Here is a 20255-nt window from a genome sequence, read left to right as displayed (position 1 = left end):
GGGATTCCCGACCACCGGAGGCCTGCAATGACGCACTCGTCCGCTCCCCACCTCACGCCGGCCGGCGACGGCACCGTCGCCGCCCACGCCGTCGACCGACGCCGCTTCCTCACGCTCGCCACGGCCGGCCTCGCCGGCTCGGCGCTGTCGGTGACCGTCGGCTCGATGACGCCCGCCGGCGCGTCGTCCCTGGCCGGTTCGGCCGCCTCGCGTACCACCGAGCAGCCCACCGACCTCCCCGCCGCCCGCAAGCGAGAGCTGCGCGCGATGTGGATCTCGTCCGTCGTCAACATCGACTGGCCCTCGCGCACCGGCCTGAGCTCCGACGAGCTCAAGGCCGAGTACCGGCACTGGCTGGACGTGGCGGCCGGCATGAACCTCAACGCCGTCTTCGTGCAGGTACGCCCCACGGCGGACGCCTTCTGGCCCAGCCCGTACGAACCGTGGTCGCAGTACCTCACGGGCACCCAGGGCGGCGACCCGGGCTTCGACCCGCTGGGCTTCATCGTGGCGGAGACCCACGCCCGCAACCTCGAGCTGCACGCCTGGTACAACCCGTACCGGGTGTCGATGCAGACCGACCCGGCGCAGCTGATCCCCGAGCACCCGGCCCGGCAGCACCCGGACTGGGTGTGGCCGTACGGCGGCAAGCTCTACTTCGACCCCGGCCTGCCCGAGGCGCGCGAGCACATCTACCGCGCCATCCTGCACAGCGTGGAGCACTACGACCTCGACGGTGTGCACTTCGACGACTACTTCTACCCCTACCCGGTGGCCGGCCAGCCGCTGCCCGACGCCGCCACGTACGCCGAGCACGGCGGCGGCTTCGCGACGATCGAGGAGTGGCGGCGGCACAACGTCGACGAGTTCGTGCGCGAGATCTCCGTGCGGATCAAGGACCTCAAGGGCTGGGTCAAGTTCGGCATCAGCCCGTTCGGCATCTGGCGCAACGCCTCGACCGACCCGAACGGCTCGGACACCGCCGGCTCGCAGTCCTACGACAACCAGTTCGCCGACACGCGCCGGTGGGTGCTCGAGGGTTGGCTCGACTACATCAACCCGCAGATCTACTGGCAGTTCGGGCTCGCCGTCGCCGACTACCTCAAGCTCGTCCCGTGGTGGGCCGACCTCGCCGCACAGTCCGGCACGCACCTGTACATCGGCGAGGCGCTGTACAAGGTGACCTCGGGTGTGTTCACGGACCCCGCGGAGATGACGAACCACCTCACGTACTGCGCCGAGGTCACGGCCCAGGGCACGCCGGTGCACGGCAACGTGTACTTCTCGGCGGTGCACGTGCCGCAGGACCCGCTGGGCTCGATGTCGCAGGTGCGCGCCGACCACTACGCGCACCCCGCCCTGGTCCCGACCATGCCCCGCCTGCCGGGCACCCGGGTGCAGCAGCCGGTGCTCACGCACGCCCACCGCGACCGGGGCGGCGTCGAGCTGCACTGGGTGGACGCCGCCCCGCACCGCCGCCGTGCGACGTCGTTCGCGATCTACCGCGCCGCCGGGAAGGGCGGCCGGGTCGACGTCGACGACGCCACACAGCTGCTCGCCACGGTGCGCTCGGACGGGCGGGTGCTGCAGGACTTCACCGACACCACGGCCGCACGCGGCGAGCGCTACACCTACGTCGTGACGGCGCTCGACCGCCTCTGGAACGAGTCCCGCCCCAGCCGGACACGGACCGTCGCTGGCTGAGCCTGTCGAAACCCGCTGGTTGAGCTCGTCGAAACCGGGTTTCGACGAGCTCAACCAGCGGTCGGCGGTCAGCGGTCGCAGTCGAGCGCGCGGAGGTCGACGGCGTCGGCCATCGCGTCGTACCCGGCGTCGTTGGGGTGCAGGTTGTCCCCGACGTCGTAGCCCTCGAGGAGGCTGCGCGGGTTCTCGGGGTCGCGGGTGGCGGCGTCGAAGTCGATGACGGCGTCGTACTCCCCGCTGGTGCGGGTCCACTCGTTGACCTCGGCGCGGATCTCCTCCTTGTCCTCGTCGTAGTAGGAGGCGCCCTCGAACGGGGTGAGGGTGGCGCCCACGATGCAGACGTCCGCCGCGTGGGCCCGGGCGATGAGCTGCCGGTACGCGGCGACCAGCTGGTCGGCCGACGTGGCGTCGCCGTTGCCGATGTCGTTGATGCCTTCGAGCACGACGACGGTCGCGACGTCCGGCTTGGCCAGCACGTCGCGGTCGAACCGCGCCTGCGCGCTGACCCCGGCGCTGTCCACGAGCACGCGGTTGCCCGAGATCCCCTGGTTCATGACACCGAACCGCTGGGGACCGGGAGCGTCCGCGAGGCGGTCCGCCAGACGGTCCGGCCAGCGGTGGTTCGCGCCGACCGTGGAGCTGTGGCCGTCCGTGATCGAGTCGCCGAGCAGCGCGAGCGTGTCCACGCGCTCGGGCGCGTCCACGACGACCCCGCTCACCCAGTACCAGTGCTCCTCGGTCCGGGTGAACGCGTCCCCGCCCTCGTCGGCGGCGACGTCCCCCGCCTCCGAGACGTAGTTCGTCTGCATGGCGAGGTTGTGGCCGGTGAGCGCCGCCTGCTCGCCCTCGGCGTGCACGCTCACGGCCAGGTTGGCGTCGGCGGGGACCTTCCAGCCCACCGGGTCGCTCAGCACCTGCGCCCCGGGCGGGACGGTGATGCTCGAGGCGCCGGAGAACTCCACCTCGCGGTTGCTCCCGGGCACGACCTCGGCACCCGAGCGCTGGAGCCCGACGTACACGGAGTCGAACGTGACGGGCGCCGTGCCGAACGCGTTCGAGAGCTCGATGCGGACGCCTCGCCCGCCGATGCTGGTGTGCACGACGTTCCGCACGGTCTGGTCCGCGAGGGTCCCCGCGACACGGTCGGCGCTGGCGCCCCAGGTCACGACCTGATCGGTCCTCGACCCCGACCGATGGTCGGAGGCCGGGCTGGCGCTGGCCGTCGGCGCGGCGGCCGACACCCCCACGACGGCGGTGGACGCCGCGAGGAGGATGGTGAGGGTGCGACGAACGGCGGTTCCGGTCTGAGGCATCGTTGACTCCTGGTCCGGTTCTTCGGGATGACGCAGCAACCGTCGCCCGGACTGTGGCTTCGCGCAACCGTTGGTTGAGCTTGCGTCGTCCTGAGCCTGTCGAAGGACGACACCGAGCTCAACCAACGGAGGAGTGGAAGATTCCGTTGCCCGGGCCGACGGGCAGGTCGAGGAAGAAGAACACCGTCAGGATCGCCGCCCACACCAGCCAGAAGCAGACGGTGAACGGCAGCAGCCGCGCCATCACGGTGCCGAGCCCCGCCTGCGGCTCCCATCGCCGCAGGTACGTGAGCAGCACGATCATGTACGGGTTGAGCGGGGTGATGATCTGCGTCGCCGAGTCGCCCACGCGGAACGCGGCCTGCACGAAGCCGGGCTCGTAGCCGATCAGGGCGAACATCGGGACGAAGACGGCGGCCATGAGGGTCCACAGGGCCGAGCCCGAGATGATGAACAGGTTGAGCAGCGACGCGACGACGAGGAAGCCGAGGATCGCGCCGTAGCCGGTGAGCCCGATCGACTCGAGCGCCGACGCCCCGGACACCGCGATCCACTGCCCCACGCCGGACCAGTTGAACAGCGCGATGAACTGGCCGAGCACGAACGCCAGGACGACGAAGCCGATCATGTCCTTGAGCGCCCGGCCGAACATCACCGGGACGTCCTCGATCCGGCGCACCGTGCCGACCGTGCGCCCGTAGACGATCGCCGGGATCAGGAACAGCGTGAAGACGATGAACACGATCGAGCTGAGCAGCGGCGACTCGGGCAGGAACCCGCCGTCCTCGTTGCGCCACGGCGACCCGGGCACGAGCAAGGCGGCGATCATCACGGCGGCGACACCCAGCGCCATCAGCAGGGCGTGGCGCAGGCCGCGGCGCTCGTCGTCCGTGGTGGCTGCGGTCGCGTTCGCGAGCGGGTCTTCGCCGTCGGTGGCGACCTGCTCCAGGGGCACGCCCTGGCGCCGGATGCGCGGCTCGAGCACCTTGTCGATGAGGAAGCCCGCGAGCAGCGCCAGGACGATCGAGGAGACCGAGTTGAAGAACCAGTTGGACAGCGGGTTCACCGGGTCGCCCGGGTTCGGCAGGATCTGCGCGACCGAGCTGGTGATGCCCGCGAACAGGGCGTCGAGGCTGGTCACCAGGATGTTCGTGGAGTAGCCGGCGCCCGCCGCGGCGAACCCGCCGAGCAGGCCCGCGACGGGGTGCCGGCCGGCGGCCCGGAAGACCATCGCGGCCAGCGGCGGGATGATGATGAAGGCGGTGTCGGCCATGATGCTGCCCATCACGCCGACGAAGCCGACGGCGTAGGCCAGCGCCCACCGCGGGGCGGAGCCGAAGGCGTAGCGCACGGCGGCCCCGAGCAGCCCGGACTTCTCCGCCACCCCCACCGCCATGAGGATCGGCAGCACCGTGACCAGCGGCGGGAACCCGAGGAAGTTGGCGCCGAGGTTCTCGGTCAGCCACGTGAGCCCTTCGGCGGTGAACAGGCCCTTGACCTCGACGACCTCGTCGCTGCCGGGCATCTGCACCGTCACCCCGGCGAGCGCCATGCCGGTCGACGCGACGGCGATGACGCCGAAGAGGATGAGGAACAGGGTGAAGGGCTCGGGGAGCTTGTTGCCGACCCGCTCGACGCCGGCGAGGAACCGGTCGGTGCGGGATCGTGCGTCGACGGTGCTGGTCACGCGAGGCGACGTTAGTGGTCCGGATCACACGATGCGAGAGTTTCGTCCGTATCGTGAGATTCGCGCCGTTCGTCCGCGCGGCGGGTCCCGCCTCCCTACGATGCCTGACATGAGTACCCGACCCAGCACCGCCTACCTCGACCACCTCTTCGAGGAGACCGAGACGAAGCGGCGCGCGACGATGCCTCCCGCCGCCGCCCCGTCACCCCTGGACGAGACCGTGACCGCCGCCGTCGAGCACGCCGCGGAGGCGCTCGAGCCCGAGCTGCGCGAGATCATCGAGCGGCTGCACTCTGACCCGGAGCCCGCGTTCGAGGAGCACCGCAGCGCCGCCGCCCTGGTCGAGGTGCTCGCCCGGCACGGGATCGAGGCAGAGCTCGGCGCGCACGGCGTCCCGACGGCCTTCCGGGCGGAGCTCGGCTCTTCCGAGAGTGCAGGCGGCGGCACCGACGGGCCCACGATCGCGATCTGCGCGGAGTACGACGCGCTGCCCGTCATCGGGCACGCCTGCGGCCACAACGTCATCGCCGCCGCCGGGGTGGGCGCGTTCCTCGCGCTGCAGGGCGTCATGACGTCCGAGGGCAGTTCTTCACGCCCGGCACCGGTCGGCCGGGTCGTGCTGCTCGGCACCCCGGCCGAGGAGGGGCACTCCGGCAAGGAGGTGCTGGCGCGTGCGGGGGCGTTCGACGACGTCGACGCGGCGATCATGGTGCACCCGTACGGGCAGGACGTCGCCGAGCAGGTGTGGCTCGGCCGCCGGCTCCTCACGTGGACGTTCACGGGCCGGGCGGCGCACGCGTCGGCGCAGCCGTTCATGGGTCGCAACGCGCTGGACGCGGCGAACCTCGCCTACCAGGGCATCGGCCTGCTGCGGCAGCAGATGCCGCCCGTGGACCGCGTGCACGCGACGGTCGCCGAGGGCGGCACCCGGCCCAGCATCATCACCGAGCGCGCGGTCATGAGGCTGTACGCCCGCTCGAAGTACCCGGACACCCTGCGCGACCTGTCGGAGCGGCTCGACGACATCGCCCGCGGCGCGGCGCTCATGACCGGCACCGAGGTAGAGATCGCCTGGGACGACGGCGCGCTGCCGAGCCTGCCGGTGCGCACCAACGCCGCGCTCACCGAGCGCTGGGTGGCGGCGCAGCGCCGGCGGGGGCGCGACCCGCTGCCGGCCGGCGTCGTCTCCGAGAGCCTCGCCGCGTCCACCGACTTCGGCAACGTCTCGTTCCGCGTGCCGGGGATGCACCCGCTGGTGCAGGTCTCGGGCCCGGAGGTGGCGCTGCACACCGCGGAGTTCGCCGACGCCGCCGCCGGGCCCGCCGCCGTCTCCGCCGCCGTCGACAGCGCGTGCGGGCTGGCCCTCACCGCCCTCGAGTACCTCACCGACGACGCCCTGCGCGCGGCCGTGCACGACGAGTTCGCCGCCCAGGGCGGCCCGCTCGACGTGCCCCGCTACTTCGCTGGTTGAGCCTGTCGAAACCCGCTTCGCTGGTTGAGCCTGTCGAAACCCGCTTCGCTGGTTGAGCCTGTCGAAACCCGCTTCGCTGGTTGAGCCTGTCGAAACCCACGGACCAGGTTTCGACAGGCTCGACCAGCGAACGGAACGGGTCAGCGCGCGGCGTCCTCCCCCGGTCGGCGGGCCCGACGAGCTCGGGCTGCCGGGTGCCGCCGTCACGCAGCAGGTTCGGCTGCGCGGCGGGCCGCTCGTCGGCCACGGTGAACCGGACGGTCTCGGGGAACTCCCGGCCCGGTTGTCGGTGGCCGTCACCGTCGCGGCGTGGTGCCCTCGTCGAGGTCGGCCGGATCCGGCAGGCGCGCCACAGGTGGGCGTTCGACCGGGTGGCGTTACCGCCAGCTGTCACCCGCGAGGGCCTCGGCGCTGACCAGGTGCTGGTCGCCGAGCACCGGCGCGTCGCCCTGCTTGCCGCCGTCGCGCCACGCCAGGGCCTGGCCGGCCCAGTCGCGCCAGTGCGGCGTGTTCACGCCGAGCGCGAGCTGCAGGTCGTCGGGCTCGCCGCGGACCGTGTAGCGCTCGGAGAACTGGATGCCGTCGAGCTCCAGCGTGAGGACGCCCGGTCGCGCGCCGTCGGCCATGTACGCGAAGGGCAGGCCCTTCTCGTCGAGTCCGCCGGAGTACCAGTCGCCCGACACGGCGCCGGCCACGAGCTGGGTGTGCTCGAGGGTCTCGTACAGCGCGGGGGCGTTCTCGGTGATGACGTCCCGGTGGTCGACGACCGGCGCGTGCGCCGCGACGACGACGAGCTTGCCCTTCGGCACCTCGGCGAGGTCGTTCTCGAGCCACTCCAGCTGCTGGTCGTCGATCGCCTCGGCGTAGCCGCCGGCGGCCTGGCCCTTGTCGGTGATGTTGTCCAGCACGACGGCGTGTGCCTGGCCGACGTCGTACGAGAAGTAGCCCGGGCCCACCTCCTGGCGGAAGGTGTCGAGGGCGTGGGAGTCGTCCGCCGCGTCGTAGTCCATGTCGTGATTGCCGGGCGCCATGCGGACCGGCACGTTGGCGGCGGCGTAGATGTCCTTGAGCGCCGGGTAGAGGCTCAGGTCGTCGCCCACGTTGTCGCCGAGCAGCAGGATGCCGCAGCTCGCGTAGTCGTCGCGGGCCATGAGGTCCGCCACGGCGCCGTCCCGGGCGTAGCCCACCTGGGTGAGGTCGTACGTCTGGGTGTCCGCCGCGATCGGGCAGCTCTGCGCCGCCTTCGCCGTGGCCTTGTCCTTCGCGAGCGGGAAGTTGACCGCCTCCGGCAGCGGCCCGGTGACCGGGATGCCGCCGTACTGCAGCTCCGGCGATCCCTCAGGCAGGTGGTTGTAGCTGAACTGCGCGACCTTCTGCTCGTCCACGGGCACCTGGTAGCCCGCGGGCTGGGTGACGAAGACGGTCATGTTGTCGAACGCCGGGATGCTGAAGCGGCCCTTGCCGTCCGTGGTGACCACGTCGCGGCCGTTGGAGACCGTGACGCCGGCGATGCCCCTCTCGCGCTTGTCCTGGACCAGCCCGAGGAGCGGGGCGAGCCCTGCGACGGCGCAGGTCAGACGTGTGCTGCGGGGGTTCATGTACGTCCTCCGGGGTCTGGGAGAGCGGATCGAGTACACGCCCTCGTCGGGGCGCTCCGGCATGCCGACGACGACGCTAGTGAGCCAAGGCAACCGTCCGGTGACGTCGAGACGCCGGGCAGCGGAACGTCAGGGGGAGCCCGGCGAACTCTCAGCGAAACCTCGCGCGACGTGGGTGCCAGCGTTTGCGCCCCGCCACGATCCTCGTTATCGCCCCCGGGCGGGCGGACACCCGGGGGTGCGGACTGGCAGTATCGACCTATGCACGAGCGCGCGGGGAAGCCGGCCCAGGACATCGACCTCATCGACGTCGACACGGTGGTGGGGGCGTACTACGACCTCACGCCGGACGCGGACGACCCGGCCCAGCAGGTGGTGTTCGGCACGTCGGGCCACCGCGGGTCCAGCCTGGACACCGCGTTCAACGAGGCGCACATCGCCGCGATCACGCAGGCGATCGTCGAGTACCGCTCGTCGCAGGGCACGGACGGCCCGCTGTTCATCGGTCGGGACACGCACGCGCTGTCGCTGCCCGCGTGGCAGACGGCGCTGGAGGTGCTCGCCGCGGCGGGCGTCACCGTGATGGTCGACGCGCGCGACTCGTTCACGCCCACGCCCGCGGTGTCGCAGTCGATCCTCATCCACAACGGCGCCGCCACCGAGGACGGGGTGCGCACCCACGGCCCGGGCATGGCCGACGGCATCGTCGTCACGCCGTCGCACAACCCGCCGCGCGACGGCGGATTCAAGTACAACCCGCCGCACGGCGGGCCCGCCGGGTCGGAGGCCACCGGCTGGATCGCCGACCGCGCCAACGAGATCCTGCGCGCCGGCGGCCTCGCCTCGGTGCGCCGCGTCTCCCTCGAGGACGCCCTGTCCGCAGAGACCACCCACAAGCACGACTTCCTCACCACCTACATCGACGACCTGCCGAACGTCATCGACGTCGAGGCGATCCGCGCCGCGGGCGTACGCATCGGCGCCGACCCGCTGGGCGGTGCGTCGGTGGAGTACTGGGGGGCGATCGGCGAGCGGTTCGGCCTGGACCTCACCGTGGTGAACCCGCAGGTCGACCCGCGCTGGGCGTTCATGACGCTCGACTGGGACGGCAAGATCCGCATGGACTGCAGCTCGCCGTACGCGATGGCGTCGCTGGTGGAGCGCATGGTGTCGACAGGCTCAGCCGGCGGGGCGGCGCCGTTCGACATCGCGACCGGCAACGACGCGGACTCCGACCGGCACGGCATCGTCACGCCCGACGCCGGCCTGATGAACCCGAACCACTACCTCGCGGTCGCGATCGAGTACCTGTACGGCGGGGCACGTCCCGGCTGGCCGGATGGAGCCGCGATCGGCAAGACGCTCGTCTCCTCGGCGCTGATCGACCGGGTCGCGGACGGCCTCGGCCGCCGCCTCGTCGAGGTGCCGGTGGGCTTCAAGTGGTTCGTGCCCGGCCTGCTCACGGGCGAGATCGGGTTCGGCGGCGAGGAGTCCGCGGGAGCGTCGTTCCTGCGCCGCGACGGCCGCGTGTGGTCCACCGACAAGGACGGCCTGCTGCTCGCGCTGCTCGCCTCGGAGATCCTCGCGACCACCGGGCGCTCACCGTCCGAGCACCACGCCGACCTCGTGGCCCGCCACGGCGAGTCCTGGTACGCCCGCGTGGACGCACCCGCGTCGCGCGAGCAGAAGGGGAAGCTCGCCGCGCTCTCCCCCGACCAGGTCACCTCGACGACCCTAGCCGGGCAGGACATCACCGCCACGCTCACCGAGGCGCCCGGCAACGGCGCGAAGATCGGCGGCCTCAAGGTCACGACCGACGACGCGTGGTTCGCCGCCCGCCCGTCCGGCACCGAGGACGTGTACAAGATCTACGCCGAGTCGTTCGTGTCCGCCGACCACCTTGCCGAGGTCCAGGCCGAGGCGAAGACCCTGGTGGACGGCGCGCTGCGTGAATCCTGATCCGCGACGCAGGGGCGTCGGCGCCGTCAGCGACGACGCGGTGGCGCTCCCCGCTTGATTCACTCGCACCCGGCGCTACTCACAACCCACTCCGTCGCCGTCCCGGTCGAGACGTGAGGAGTAGCCGGGGTCGCCGCGGTGCACCGGGGCGGCCCCGGCCTCGTGCGCCTCGCCGCAGTTCGCGAACGGCTCCCGCTCGTCAGAGGACTGGTCGTCAGCGTTCTGCTCGTCAGGCTCCGGCGCCGTCCCGGTCGCGTCGACGTGCGGGGCGAGGCCGCCGGTGGGCAGCGGCTCGTCGGGGCACCCGGCGAGCACGCGGGCGACGGCGTCGTACTCCGCCTGCGTGACCCACAGCTCGTACGCCTGCTTCACGGCCACCTGCCGTGCCACGTACTGGCAGCGGAACACCTTGTTCGGCGGCAGCCACGTGGCGGCGTCGCCGTCCCCCTTGCCGGAGTTCGCCGGGCCGTCGACGGCGAGCAGGTTCAGCGGGTCGTTGGCGAGCTGCCGCCGCGACTCGGCGTCGAGCTGCTGCGCGCCCTTCTGCCACGCGTCCGACAGCGCGACGAGGTGGTCGATCTGCACCGCCGTCGACGTCTCCTGCCCGCGCTGGAAGTCGATCGTCGTCGCGATGTACGGGTCGGCGAGCACGCCGGTCAGCACGAGGCAGTCATGGGTGTCGGGGTCCGTCGTGGTGCGGGTCAGGTCGCGGGCCAGGATGTCGTTGCGCGTGTCGCAGCCGTTGCGGTCGACGTCCGCCCAGGCCGGCCCGAACTGCTCGCGCTCGTACCCCGTCTTCGGCGCGCGGCCCTTGATCGGCAGCTCGTCGAGGGCCGCGAGCGCAGAACCGACCTCAGCGGGCTCGGACGGCTCGGGCTCGGACGGCTCGGGCTCGGACGGCTCGGGCTCGGAGACAGCCGGAGCGGACGTGGCGGGCGCAGCATCGTCGGCGACCTCGCCGCCGAGATCCGTCCCACCCGGCTCGACCCCACCCGCACACGCACCGGCGAGCAGCGCGACAGCGACACCCAGGGCGGCGAGCCCGCCGCGCCGGGTGGAGGACGGGGCCCTCACCGGGCGGAGTGCGCGAGCAGGTCGGCGTACTCCGGGTGCCGCTGCACGTAAGCCTTGATGAACGGGCACAGCGGGACGATCTTCTCCCCCGCCGCGCGCACCTGGTCCAGCGCGCCGCGCGCGAGCTGCGCACCGATCCCCTGCCCCTCGAGGGCGGGGTCCACCTCCGTGTGCAGGAAGGTGACGACGCTCCCCGACCGCTCGTAGTACGCGCCGCCGGCGGTGCTGCCGTCGTCGAGCCGGGCGACGAACACCTGCTCGTCGCGGTCGTCGACGACCGTGACGGACGGTGAGGTGGGCCGGGGGTCGGGGGTGTCGTCGCTCATGGGGACATCCTGGCCGCCGCCGCCGACATCTGTCGCCACCCGGTGGGAGAATCCGCCGGTGACAGTGCCCACTCCCGAGGTCCCCGACGCGGCGCCGGTGACCCGGGCCCGCAATCCGTACCTCGACGTCCTGCGCGAGCCCGGCGCCGCCCGGTTCTCCGTGGCCGGTGTGATCGCCCGGCTCCCGATGTCGATGGTCGGCATCGGCACCGTGCTGATGGTGCAGGGCCTGTACGGCTCGTACGCGATGGCGGGCCGCGTCTCCGCCGTCCTCGTGGTGGCGCAGGCGCTGGTGGCGCCGCAGATCGCGCGGCTGGTGGACCGCGCCGGCCAGTCCAGGGTGATGACCCCCATGCTGGTGGCGACGACGGTCGGCCTGTTAGGGCTGGCGGCGGCGGCGGTGCTGGGCGCCCCCGAGTGGATGTTGTGGGTGTGCGCCGCGGTGGGTGGCGCGAGCCAGGGCTCGTACGGGTCGCTCGCGCGGGCACGGTGGTCGTACATCCTCCCCGAGCCGCGGCGGGTGCATACGGCCTACTCCCTCGAGTCGGCGCTCGACGAGCTGGTCTTCATCGTGGGCCCCGTGGTGGCCACGACCCTCGCGACGACGGTCGCCCCGGCGGGCGGCCTGCTGGTGGCGGCGGTCGTGGGCGGCGCCGGCGCGGCCTGGTTCCTCACGCAGCGGGGCACGGAGCCGCCCGCTCGGCCTCGCGCCACTGGGCTTCATGAGGGCGGGGCGCCGCAGGACGCCGAGGGCCGATCGGCGATCCGGATGCCGGGGATGCCGGTGCTCGCCGTGGTCTTCGTCGGCATGGGCGTGATGTTCGGCTCGAGCGACGTCGCGACCGTGGCGTTCGCCGAGGAACAGGGGGTCAAGGGGCTGGCAGGCCTGGTGCTCGGCTGCTTCGCCCTCGGCTCGATGGTCTCGGGGCTGGCGTACGGCGCGCGGCACTGGCTGACACCGCTCTCGACCCGCTTCACGATCACCGCGTGCGGCATCGCCGTCGGGGTCTCGCTGTTCTTCTTCGTGCAGAACCTCGTGGTGCTGGCCGCGGTGATGTTCGTGGCCGGGTTCGCCATCGCGCCCACGCTCATCAACGGCAACGCCCTGGTGCAGGCCCTCGTGGCGCCGCACCAGCTCACCGAGGGTCTCACCTGGGTGGGCACGTCGCTGGGCGTGGGGGTCTCGCTCGGGTCGTGGCTCGCCGGTGTCGCGGTGGACACCGCCAGTTCGCATTCCGGTTTTCTCGTCACGATGTCGGGCGGCTGGCTGTGCGCGCTCCTCGCGCTGGCGGCGCTGCCGGGCATGCGACGACGGCAGCCGTACGCCCCCGCCGGTTGAGCTTGCGCTGCCCTGAGCCTGTCGAAGGGTCGAAACCAAGGGTTCGACCCTTCGACAGGCTCAGGGCAGCGCAAGCTCAACCAGCGAGGTCAGGGCTCCGGGTGGTGGGCGTCGTAGCGCCAGAACCGCGGCTGGAGCCGGACGACGAGCCAGAGGACGGCGATGCACGCGAGGCCGCCGACCACCGCGGCCCACCCCTCGCCGAACCACGTGGCCTCGCTGCCGAGCACCATCTCGCCGAGCCGAGGGCCGCCCGCGACCACCACGATGAAGACGCCCTGCAGGCGGCCGCGCATGTGGTCGGGGGTGGCGGTCTGCAGGATGGACTGCCGGAAGACGGACGAGATCGCGTCGGAGCCGCCGGCCAGGAGGAGCGCGACGCCGGCGAGCACGACGGCGCCCCACAGCACGCCGTCCGGGGCGCCCGGGCCCACCGCGACGAGCACGGCGCCGAACGCGGTGATGCACAAGCCCCACGACGTGATCGCCCAGACGATGATCCGGCCCTGCCAGCGCACGCGCACCAGGGCGCCGGAGAACACGCTCGCCAGGATGCCGCCGATGGCGAACCCGGCCGCCAGCACGCCCGTCGTCGTCTCCCCGCCGCCCAGGTAGAGCGCGCCCGCGGCCGGCCACAGCACGCGCGGGAAGGCGAGGACCATCGCCGCGAGGTCGACCAGGAACGTGGTGCGCACGTTGGGTCGCGTGGCGAGATAACGCAGCCCGTCGAGCACCGAGCTCAACCCGACGCGGCGACGGGCGGGGACGGCGTCGGCCTCGCCGGTGACCTCGCCGCCGACCTCGCCGCCGACCTCGCCGGCCGTCGGTTCGGGCGGGACCGGCGGCAGCCGCCAGACCGCCCACAGGGCGGCGGCGAACAGCAGCGCGTCGAACGAGTACGCGATGCCGTAGCCGCCCCAGCCCACGAGCGTCGCTCCGATGAGCGGTCCCCCGGTGAGCGCGATGTTCATCGACAGCGTCTGCAGCGCGTTGGCCGCCGGCATGAGCTGCGGCTCGAGCAGGCGCGGCACGATCGACGAACGCGCCGGGTTGTTGATGGCGAAGGCAGCGGACTGCACCGCCACCAGCGCGTACAGCAGGTTCACCGAGCCGACGTCGAGCCAGGCCTGCGCGGCGATGCCCGCCGTCACCAGCCACAGCACCGACGACGCGAGGAGCGAGACGGTGCGCCGGTCGTAGTGGTCCACCAGCGCCCCGCCGTACAGGCCGAGGGCCACCAGCGGCACGAGCGCCGCGATGCCGAGCGTGCCCACCGCGAGCGTCGAGCCGGTCAGCGAATACACCTGCAGCCCGACTGCGACGACCGTGATCTGCGTGCCGATGTTCGACACGCCGAGCCCCCACCACAGCCGCCGGAACGCCGGGGAGACCCGGAGCGGCGTGAGGTCGGCGATCAGGCGGGGCACGGTGCCCCACCGTAGGCGTGTGCCGCGGGATCAGGCGACCGTCGTGCCGAACGCAAGGCCGAGCAGGTACGTGACGCCGGCCGCGCCCAGGCCGATGGCGACCTGTCGCAGCGCCCGCGTCCAGGGCGACGTGCCCGACAGCAGGCCGGTGATCGCGCCCGTGACCAACAGCGACACGCCGACCAGGACGCACGCCACGAGGACCGCCTGGCCACCCGTGAGCCCGAGCAGGTACGGCAGCACGGGGATCAGCGCGCCCGACGCGAAGAAGCAGAAGCTCGAGATCGCGGCCCCCCAGGCCGTGCCGTGGGTCTCGAGGTCCGCTTGCTCCGACGACTCGGCCGACTCAGGGGAGGCTGTCTCGACGTCGGCGTCGTGGTCCAGCACCTCGGGCGCGAGCGTCCCCGTCGCGGCCAGGCCCGCCAGCACGTGGTCGGCCCGCCCCTGCGCCTCGTCCGGCGACATCCCGCGCGCCCGGTAGACGAGGGCCAGCTCGTTGGAGTCGACGTCGAGGTGCGGCAGGACGGTCGCGCTCTTCGGGTCCGGCGTGGACGCCTCGAGCAGCTCCCGCTGTGACCGCACCGAGACGAATTCCCCCGCCCCCATGGACAGGGCCCCGGCGAGCAGGCCCGCCACGCCGGTGAGCAGCACGGTCTGCGACGAGACCCCGGACGCCCCGATACCGAGCACGAGGGCGAGGTTGGAGACGAGGCCGTCGTTGGCGCCGAAGACGGCGGCGCGGAACGTGCCGGACATCCGGTTGCGGCCCCGGGTCGCGAGGGCCCGCACCACCTCGCCGTGGATCTGCTCGTCGGCCGCCATGGTGGCGGTCGCGAACTCTTCGCGGTCGTACGTCGAGCGGGCCTCGGCCCGTTGCGCGAGGGCGAGCACGAAGACGCCGCCGAACCGGCGCGCGAGGAGGCCGAGCATGCGGGTCCGCAGGTCCCCGCGCAGCGGGTGCCCGACGTCGTCACCCAGCAGGTCGAGCCAGTGCTGCTCGTGCCGCCGCTCGGCGTCGGCGAGGGCGAGCAGGATCGCGCGCTCCTCGCCGGTCCGGCGCCGGGCGAGGTCGCGATAGGTCGCCGCCTCGGCCCGCTCGTCGGCGAGGTAGCGGCGCCACCGGCGCACGTCCGCGGGCCGGCGGGCCGGTCCGTCGTGAGGGTGCGCCGTCGTCGCGTCGCGCGCAGCGCTGCCACCAGCCGTGCCGTCATCCATGCCGTCATGATCGCCGCTGCGGCGCGGCCGTGGGTTCCGGCCGGAGCCGCGCCCGCTTCCGGGGCTTCGCGCCACGTTTTTCGGATGTCCGCACCCGCCGTGTGGACACGCACCCGAGTGTCACCGGCACGGGGCACAATAGGGGCGGCGCCCGGGGTCTGCCCGAGCGTCGCTCGTGGGCGGCCTCGTGGGTGACCTCGTGGGTGAACAGGAGCGGCAAGCCAGCAACAGGAACATCAACCAGGAGCAGGACACCAGGGCTCGGACACTGGGGGACTCCGGCGTGATCATTGTCAGCACCGACGGCTCGTGCCTCCGCAACCCCGGAGGCGCGATCGGCTGGGCGTGGATCGCCCACGACGGCGGCCGGTTCGACTCCGGCGGCGCCGCGTCCGGAACCAACCAGGTCGCGGAGCTCACCGCCCTGCAGCGCGCGATCGAGGCGCACCCGGGGGCAGAGCCGCTCTTCATCGAGTCGGACTCCCAGTACGCGATCCGCTGCGCGTCGGAGTGGATCCACGGGTGGAAGCGCAAGGGCTGGCGCACGGCCTCCGGCGGCCCCGTGAAGAACCTGGAGCTGATCCAGGCGATCGACCTCGCGATCACCGGCCGCGAGGGCCCGGTCCGGTTCCGCTGGGTGCGCGGTCACGTGGGCAACCCGTTCAACGAGCGGGCCGACCAGCTCGCCGGCCTCGCGGCACAGGAGTGGGCCGCGGGCCGCGGCCGCGTCGACGAGTTGCTCGTGATGGACGACGCCGCCTCGGAGGGCCCGGCGCGGGACGACGGCGGCCCCAAGGACGCGGAGCGCCCGGCCGCGAGGCCGCCCCGCGATGCCGAGCCGGTGGGTGCCCGAGCCGACACCGGCTGGGAGCTCGGAACCCTCTTTGACTAGCGCCGACCTTTTGAACAGCCTCGACGCCCAGATCGTCGTCGAGCACACCTCCGACCGCCCGGTCGACCTCGGCCTGACGCTCACCCCGCTGCGGCACGGCGCGTACGACCCGACGTTCCACCGCACCCCCGACGGCACGGTCTGGCGCACGACCCTCGTACGGTCCGGCCCCGTCACCCAGCGGCTCGTCCCCACGAGCGACCGGACCGTCGTCGCGCAGCACTGGGGGCCGGGCGCCCGGGAGGTGGCCGACGACCTGCCGCACCTGCTCGGCGAGGCCGACGACACGACCGGGTTCACGCCGCCCCTGCAGGCGCGCGACGCCGTGCGGCGGGCGGCCGGCCTGCGGATGTGCCGCAGCGGCCGCGTGCTGGAGGCGCTGGTGCCGGCGATCCTCGAGCAGAAGGTGCAGGTCGTGACGGCGCACCGCGCGTGGCGGTGGCTCGTCCTGCGGCACGGCACGCCCGCTCCAGGCCCTGCGCCCGACGGGTTGCGCGTGGTTCCCACCGCCCGGGGCTGGGCCGCCGTCCCGACGTGGGACTGGCACCGCGCGGGCGTCGACCCCCGCCGCGCACGCACGATCGTGCGGAGCGCCCAGGTGGCCGCCCGCCTCGAGCAGGCCGGCACGCTGGCCGGCGCCGAGGCGCGGGCACGGCTCGAGAAGGTGGCCGGGGTGGGTGTGTGGACGTCGGCCGAGGTGGCACAGCGCGCGTTCGGCGACGCCGACGCCGTGTCGGTGGGCGACTTCCACCTCGCCGGCGCCGTCGGCTGGGCCCTGACGGGCGAGCGCACCGACGACGAGGGGATGCTGCGACTCCTCGCGCCCTACGCGCCGCACCGGCACCGGGTGGTGCGCCTGCTGTTCCTCGAGCGCCGGGCACAGGCGCCGCGCCGAGGGCCGCGCCTGTCGATCGCGGACTACCGCGCGTTCTGAGCGACCTGTGGTTGAGCTTGTCGAAACCTGGTCTCGACAAGCTCGACCGGCGTCACTCGGGCTCGACCGGCGTCACTCGGGCAGGGCGCACACGCCGTCGACGCAGACGGCGCCGTCGTCGCCGAGAAGCTGCAGCGGGCGTTCGCCGCCGGGGGTGTCATGATGCGGGGCCGCGGCCTCCGCGGCGCTGACGGACATCAACGTGGTGCGGCGCGGGTTGGCGATCGAGTGGGACGAGCTCGCGGTGGCGTCAAACATGATCCTCCTCCAAGGGCCTCACGGCCGCGGGGCTCGAGCCTGTTCGACCCCCCCGCGACGTTGCCCGCGACGGTGCGGGACGAGGCTTCGATTCTGAGTGATACCGCGTCTCACTGCCAGGCGTGGCGTTGTGAGATGCGCCTCGTTGGGCCGCGTCAGGCGGCATCACCCTCGGCCCGGACCTGGTCGAGCACCTGGACGAAGACGTCCGGGTCCTGCGCACCCGAGACGCCGTACCGCCCGTCGAGCACGAAGAACGGGACGCCGTTGATGCCATACGCCCGGGCGCGCGCGATGTCGTCCTCGACCGCCTCGGCGAACGTGCCGGCATTGAGGGCGATGACGACCGCCTCGCGCTCGAGGCCGACCTCCGCGGCGAGGTCGGCGAGCTCCTCGACGTGGCCCACGTGCTCGCCCTCCGTGAAGTACGCGCGCAGCAGGCGCTCCTTCATCTCCGACTGCTTGCCGAAGGCCTTGGCGATGTGCAGCAGCTCGTGCGCCTTGAGCGTCTTGGTGTGCTTCACCTGGTCCATGCGGTAGGTGAGGCCCTCGGTCGCTGCGAGCTGGGTCACCTGGTCCTGCATCTGCTGGGCGGTCTCCAGCGGGATGCCCTTGTGCTCGGCGAGGAACTCGGTGGCCGAGCCCTCGAAGTCCACGGGCGTGTCGGGGGAGAGCTCGAACGAGTGGTATTCGATCTCCACCTCCGGCGCCGCCCCGTCGCGCTCGGCGATCCGCTCCAGCGCGGACTCGAACCGGCGCTTGCCGATGTAGCACCAGGGGCACGCGACGTCGGACCAGACGTCGATCTTGAGAGGAGCCGTTTTCAGAGGAGTCACGACAAGGCGAACGCCCCGCCCCGGGTCTCGATTCCCGGGGCGGGGCGTGGCGTGCGTCGCACGGCCCGATCGCGTCAGGTCAGCGTCAGTTCAGCGGTACCGCACCGTTCGCGCTCTCGGCGGGCTTCGTGCCCGACCCTGCGGCCGACCTTGCGGCCGGGCTTGCGGGCGTCAGCTGGGAGCCGGCGATGCCCGCGATGAGCTCGTGGATGTCCACCCCGGTGAGCTGCTTGATGACGCCCTGCCCCTCGCCGAGCACGGACGCGACCGACTTCGTCACCGACGACGCGCCGTCGGTCGAGATCACCGTCATGCCCTGGATCGAGCCGATCGGCTCCGCGGCGGCCCGGACGATCTCGGGCAGGCGCTCGATGAGCTCCTGCACGAGCGCCGCCTCGCCGTACTTCTTGAGCGCCTCGGCCTTGGCGTCCGTGGCGACGGCCTCGGCGCGGCCCTCGGCCTCGACGGCGAACGCCTTGGCCTCGCCCTCCGCCTTGACACCGGCGGCGAGGGCGATCTGCCGGTCACGCTCGGCCTCGCCCGCACGGCGGACGGCGGTGGCCGACGCCTCGGCGTCCTGGATGGCGGCCGTCTTGTTCGCCTCCGCGATCGTGGTCCGCTTGAAGGCCTCGGCCTCCGTGGCGGCGTTCGCCGCGTCACGACGAGCCGTGGCCTCCTGGACCTCCGCGTACGCCTGCGCCTCGGCCGGCTTGCGGACCTCGATGTCCAGGCGCTCCTGCGTGACGCGGGCCTTCTCGGCCAGCGCCTCACGCTCCTGCTGCGCCACGAGGCGGTCCTGCTCGGCCCGGGCGAGCTGACCGGAGGCGTCGGCCTGGGCGTTGGCGCGGTCCGTGTCGGCCTTGATGACCGCCTTCTTCAGGTCGAGCGCCTTCTGCCGCTCGGCGATCTGCTCGGCCGCCTCGATGACGGCGAACTCCGACACCCGGCGGGCCTCCGCCTCGGAGACCTCCGCGACCTGGAGCGCGCGGGCGCCCTCGGCGCGGCCGAGGTTCGCCAGGTATTCCGATCCCGGGGTGGAGATGTCGGAGATGTTGAGCAGGTCGACCTGCAGGCCCTGCTCGGACAGGTCGGTCTTGGTCGACTCGACGACGCGGTCGGACAGGCCCTTGCGGTCCGAGATGATCTGCTCGATCGTCATGTCACCGACGATGGAGCGCAGCGAGCCCTCGAGGGACTCCTTGATGATCTCGGTGAGCATCTCCTGCTGGGACAGGAAGCGCTGGGCGGCGCGGCGCACGCCCTCGTCGTCCCCGCGGACCTTGAAGTTGATCGACGCCTTGATCGCGATCTTGATGCGGTTCTTGTCCACACCCTCGACCGTGATGCCGATCTGGCGCTGCTCGAGGGAGATCGCGAAGCCCTGCTGCAGGATCGGCCAGACGAACGTGCGGCCGCCGATGACGACCCGCTGGCTCTGCCCGGCGGATGCCGTACGACCGGCCCCGCGGCCGACGATGACGAGCGCCTGGTTGGGCGGGACCCGGCGGATGCGCTGGGCGACGAAGGCGCCGACGGCGAGCAGCGCGACGACGAGCGCCGCGACCGCGATCGTGGTGATGAACGTGGGGTCGTTGGTAGACATGGTGGTGCGCGCCGAGGGCGCGACTCCTTCCAGCTGGGAGGGGAGGGTGCGTGCGTCAGCGGGTGTGCAACCCGACCCGCACGGTGGAGCCGGAGTGCTCGAGGACGACGACGCGCGAGCCCGCCGCGATCGGCTCGTCCGACCGGGCGAGCCGGCGCTCGAGCTCGCTGGGGACGTCGATGGAGACCTCGCCCGACGTCGGCGTCAGGTCCGTCATCGCGGTGCCGTGTGCCCCGACCAGCGAGACGGCGACGCCATCGTCGCTCGACGCCAGCCGGTGCACCAGCACTTGCGCGAGAAGGATGGCCAGCACCCCCAGCGCCGCGGACGCCACGTAGGCGATCCAGACGTCGAGACCGTTGGCGACGACGATCGTGCCGACCGCGCCGAACACCACCGCCCCCACGCCGATGGACGTCCCCGACAGCGCCCCGTCCCCGAGGTCGACCAGGTCGCCCACGAGGAGCGAGACGAGCAGCAGGACCATCCCTGCCGCGCCGATGAGGACGAAGACGAGCACGCGGTCTCCCCGGGTGGTGTCGCGAGTGATGAAGATGTGATGGTCGTGTGACGACCGGCACAGTCTAGCGAACTCTGGGAACGCCCTGGACACGCCGTC

17 protein-coding genes are annotated in these 20255 nt (G+C 72.6%); 6 read left to right on the top strand and 11 right to left on the bottom strand.

Translation table 11 applies throughout. From position 1 onward, the window contains the following. Window positions 1–27: 27 nt before the first annotated feature. On the top strand, window positions 28–1704 hold the full coding sequence (locus AC1C2W_RS15155) for a glycoside hydrolase family 10-like protein (RefSeq protein WP_495413549.1): 1677 nt from the start codon (window positions 28–30) through the stop codon (window positions 1702–1704). 68 nt (window positions 1705–1772) lie between these two features. On the opposite strand, the gene AC1C2W_RS15150 is transcribed toward AC1C2W_RS15155, so the two are convergent. Both AC1C2W_RS15150 and AC1C2W_RS15145 read right to left on the bottom strand, forming a co-directional pair. Continuing rightward, window positions 1773–3017, bottom strand: coding sequence for an SGNH/GDSL hydrolase family protein (locus tag AC1C2W_RS15150; protein ID WP_495413548.1), 1245 nt, complete (start codon window positions 3015–3017; stop codon window positions 1773–1775). Window positions 3018–3135: 118 nt separating this feature from the next. Then, window positions 3136–4704 carry an AbgT family transporter gene (locus AC1C2W_RS15145; RefSeq protein WP_495413547.1) on the bottom strand — a complete coding sequence of 523 codons (1569 nt, stop codon included), beginning with the start codon at window positions 4702–4704 and terminating at the stop codon, window positions 3136–3138. A gap of 109 nt (window positions 4705–4813) precedes the next feature. Here AC1C2W_RS15145 and AC1C2W_RS15140 point away from each other — a divergent pair, with 109 nt between their 5' ends. Continuing rightward, window positions 4814–6175 carry a M20 family metallopeptidase gene (locus AC1C2W_RS15140; RefSeq protein WP_495413546.1) on the top strand — a complete coding sequence of 454 codons (1362 nt, stop codon included), beginning with the start codon at window positions 4814–4816 and terminating at the stop codon, window positions 6173–6175. A gap of 377 nt (window positions 6176–6552) precedes the next feature. Here the strand turns inward: AC1C2W_RS15140 and AC1C2W_RS15135 are convergent, their stop codons facing one another. Next, window positions 6553–7773, bottom strand: coding sequence for a calcineurin-like phosphoesterase C-terminal domain-containing protein (locus AC1C2W_RS15135; RefSeq protein ID WP_495413545.1), 1221 nt, complete (start codon window positions 7771–7773; stop codon window positions 6553–6555). 261 nt (window positions 7774–8034) lie between these two features. Here AC1C2W_RS15135 and pgm point away from each other — a divergent pair, with 261 nt between their 5' ends. Beyond that, the gene (gene pgm, locus AC1C2W_RS15130; RefSeq protein ID WP_495413544.1) at window positions 8035–9732 is read left to right on the top strand and encodes a phosphoglucomutase (alpha-D-glucose-1,6-bisphosphate-dependent); all 1698 of its coding nucleotides are present in this window, start codon (window positions 8035–8037) and stop codon (window positions 9730–9732) included. A 75-nt stretch (window positions 9733–9807) separates the two neighbouring features. On the opposite strand, the gene AC1C2W_RS15125 is transcribed toward pgm, so the two are convergent. Together AC1C2W_RS15125 and AC1C2W_RS15120 are read right to left on the bottom strand one after the other, a co-directional pair. Continuing rightward, window positions 9808–10806 (bottom strand): GmrSD restriction endonuclease domain-containing protein, encoded by a 999-nt coding sequence (locus tag AC1C2W_RS15125; protein WP_495413543.1) that lies wholly within the window; start codon window positions 10804–10806, stop codon window positions 9808–9810. Further along, window positions 10803–11132: a GNAT family N-acetyltransferase gene (locus AC1C2W_RS15120; protein ID WP_495390085.1), complete on the bottom strand. Its 330-nt coding sequence runs from the start codon at window positions 11130–11132 to the stop codon at window positions 10803–10805. The genes AC1C2W_RS15125 and AC1C2W_RS15120 overlap by 4 nt, the downstream gene beginning before the upstream one ends. Before the next feature lie 58 nt (window positions 11133–11190). Between AC1C2W_RS15120 and AC1C2W_RS15115 the strand changes: the two genes are divergently transcribed. Next, a complete protein-coding gene (locus AC1C2W_RS15115) occupies window positions 11191–12471 on the top strand; it encodes an MFS transporter (RefSeq protein ID WP_495390084.1) in 1281 nt (426 codons plus the stop codon). A gap of 89 nt (window positions 12472–12560) precedes the next feature. On the opposite strand, the gene AC1C2W_RS15110 is transcribed toward AC1C2W_RS15115, so the two are convergent. Beyond that, window positions 12561–13898: an MFS transporter gene (locus tag AC1C2W_RS15110; protein WP_495413542.1), complete on the bottom strand. Its 1338-nt coding sequence runs from the start codon at window positions 13896–13898 to the stop codon at window positions 12561–12563. 30 nt (window positions 13899–13928) lie between these two features. Continuing rightward, window positions 13929–15113, bottom strand: a complete 1185-nt coding sequence (locus tag AC1C2W_RS15105) for a VIT1/CCC1 transporter family protein (RefSeq protein WP_495390082.1) — start codon at window positions 15111–15113, stop codon at window positions 13929–13931. 283 nt (window positions 15114–15396) lie between these two features. On the opposite strand from AC1C2W_RS15105, the gene AC1C2W_RS15100 reads away from it, so the two are divergent. Then, entirely contained in the window at window positions 15397–16005 is a 609-nt protein-coding gene (locus AC1C2W_RS15100) for a ribonuclease H family protein (RefSeq protein ID WP_495390081.1), read from the top strand. Between the two features lie 10 nt (window positions 16006–16015). Continuing rightward, a complete protein-coding gene (locus tag AC1C2W_RS15095; RefSeq protein ID WP_495390080.1) occupies window positions 16016–16939 on the top strand; it encodes a DNA-3-methyladenine glycosylase family protein in 924 nt (307 codons plus the stop codon). A 72-nt stretch (window positions 16940–17011) separates the two neighbouring features. Here the strand turns inward: AC1C2W_RS15095 and AC1C2W_RS15090 are convergent, their stop codons facing one another. The 4 genes from AC1C2W_RS15090 to AC1C2W_RS15075 form a co-directional block, all read right to left on the bottom strand. Beyond that, window positions 17012–17197 (bottom strand): hypothetical protein, encoded by a 186-nt coding sequence (locus AC1C2W_RS15090; RefSeq protein WP_495390079.1) that lies wholly within the window; start codon window positions 17195–17197, stop codon window positions 17012–17014. Between the two features lie 155 nt (window positions 17198–17352). Next, complete coding sequence (locus tag AC1C2W_RS15085; protein WP_495390078.1) at window positions 17353–18033, bottom strand: DsbA family oxidoreductase; 681 nt, start codon at window positions 18031–18033, stop codon at window positions 17353–17355. A gap of 85 nt (window positions 18034–18118) precedes the next feature. Continuing rightward, a complete protein-coding gene (locus tag AC1C2W_RS15080; protein WP_495390077.1) occupies window positions 18119–19636 on the bottom strand; it encodes a flotillin family protein in 1518 nt (505 codons plus the stop codon). A 55-nt stretch (window positions 19637–19691) separates the two neighbouring features. Next, on the bottom strand, window positions 19692–20156 hold the full coding sequence (locus tag AC1C2W_RS15075; protein ID WP_495390076.1) for an NfeD C-terminal domain-containing protein: 465 nt from the start codon (window positions 20154–20156) through the stop codon (window positions 19692–19694). Between the last annotated feature and the right edge of the window lie 99 nt (window positions 20157–20255).

The sequence above is a fragment of the Isoptericola sp. Y581 genome, assembly GCF_059445475.1.
This window is presented reverse-complemented; position numbering and strand designations above follow the sequence as displayed.

Bases quoted from the DNA above. Each gene is read 5' to 3' on its own strand.
- AC1C2W_RS15155 (WP_495413549.1), top strand. From the start codon at position 28: ATGACGCACTCGTCCGCTCCCCACCTCACGCCGGCCGGCGACGGCACC.
- AC1C2W_RS15150 (WP_495413548.1), bottom strand. From the start codon at position 3,017: ATGCCTCAGACCGGAACCGCCGTTCGTCGCACCCTCACCATCCTCCTC.
- AC1C2W_RS15140 (WP_495413546.1), top strand. From the start codon at position 4,814: ATGAGTACCCGACCCAGCACCGCCTACCTCGACCACCTCTTCGAGGAG.
- AC1C2W_RS15135 (WP_495413545.1), bottom strand. From the start codon at position 7,773: ATGAACCCCCGCAGCACACGTCTGACCTGCGCCGTCGCAGGGCTCGCC.
- pgm (WP_495413544.1), top strand. From the start codon at position 8,035: ATGCACGAGCGCGCGGGGAAGCCGGCCCAGGACATCGACCTCATCGAC.
- AC1C2W_RS15120 (WP_495390085.1), bottom strand. From the start codon at position 11,132: ATGAGCGACGACACCCCCGACCCCCGGCCCACCTCACCGTCCGTCACG.
- AC1C2W_RS15105 (WP_495390082.1), bottom strand. From the start codon at position 15,113: ATGGATGACGGCACGGCTGGTGGCAGCGCTGCGCGCGACGCGACGACG.
- AC1C2W_RS15090 (WP_495390079.1), bottom strand. From the start codon at position 17,197: ATGTTTGACGCCACCGCGAGCTCGTCCCACTCGATCGCCAACCCGCGC.
- AC1C2W_RS15080 (WP_495390077.1), bottom strand. From the start codon at position 19,636: ATGTCTACCAACGACCCCACGTTCATCACCACGATCGCGGTCGCGGCG.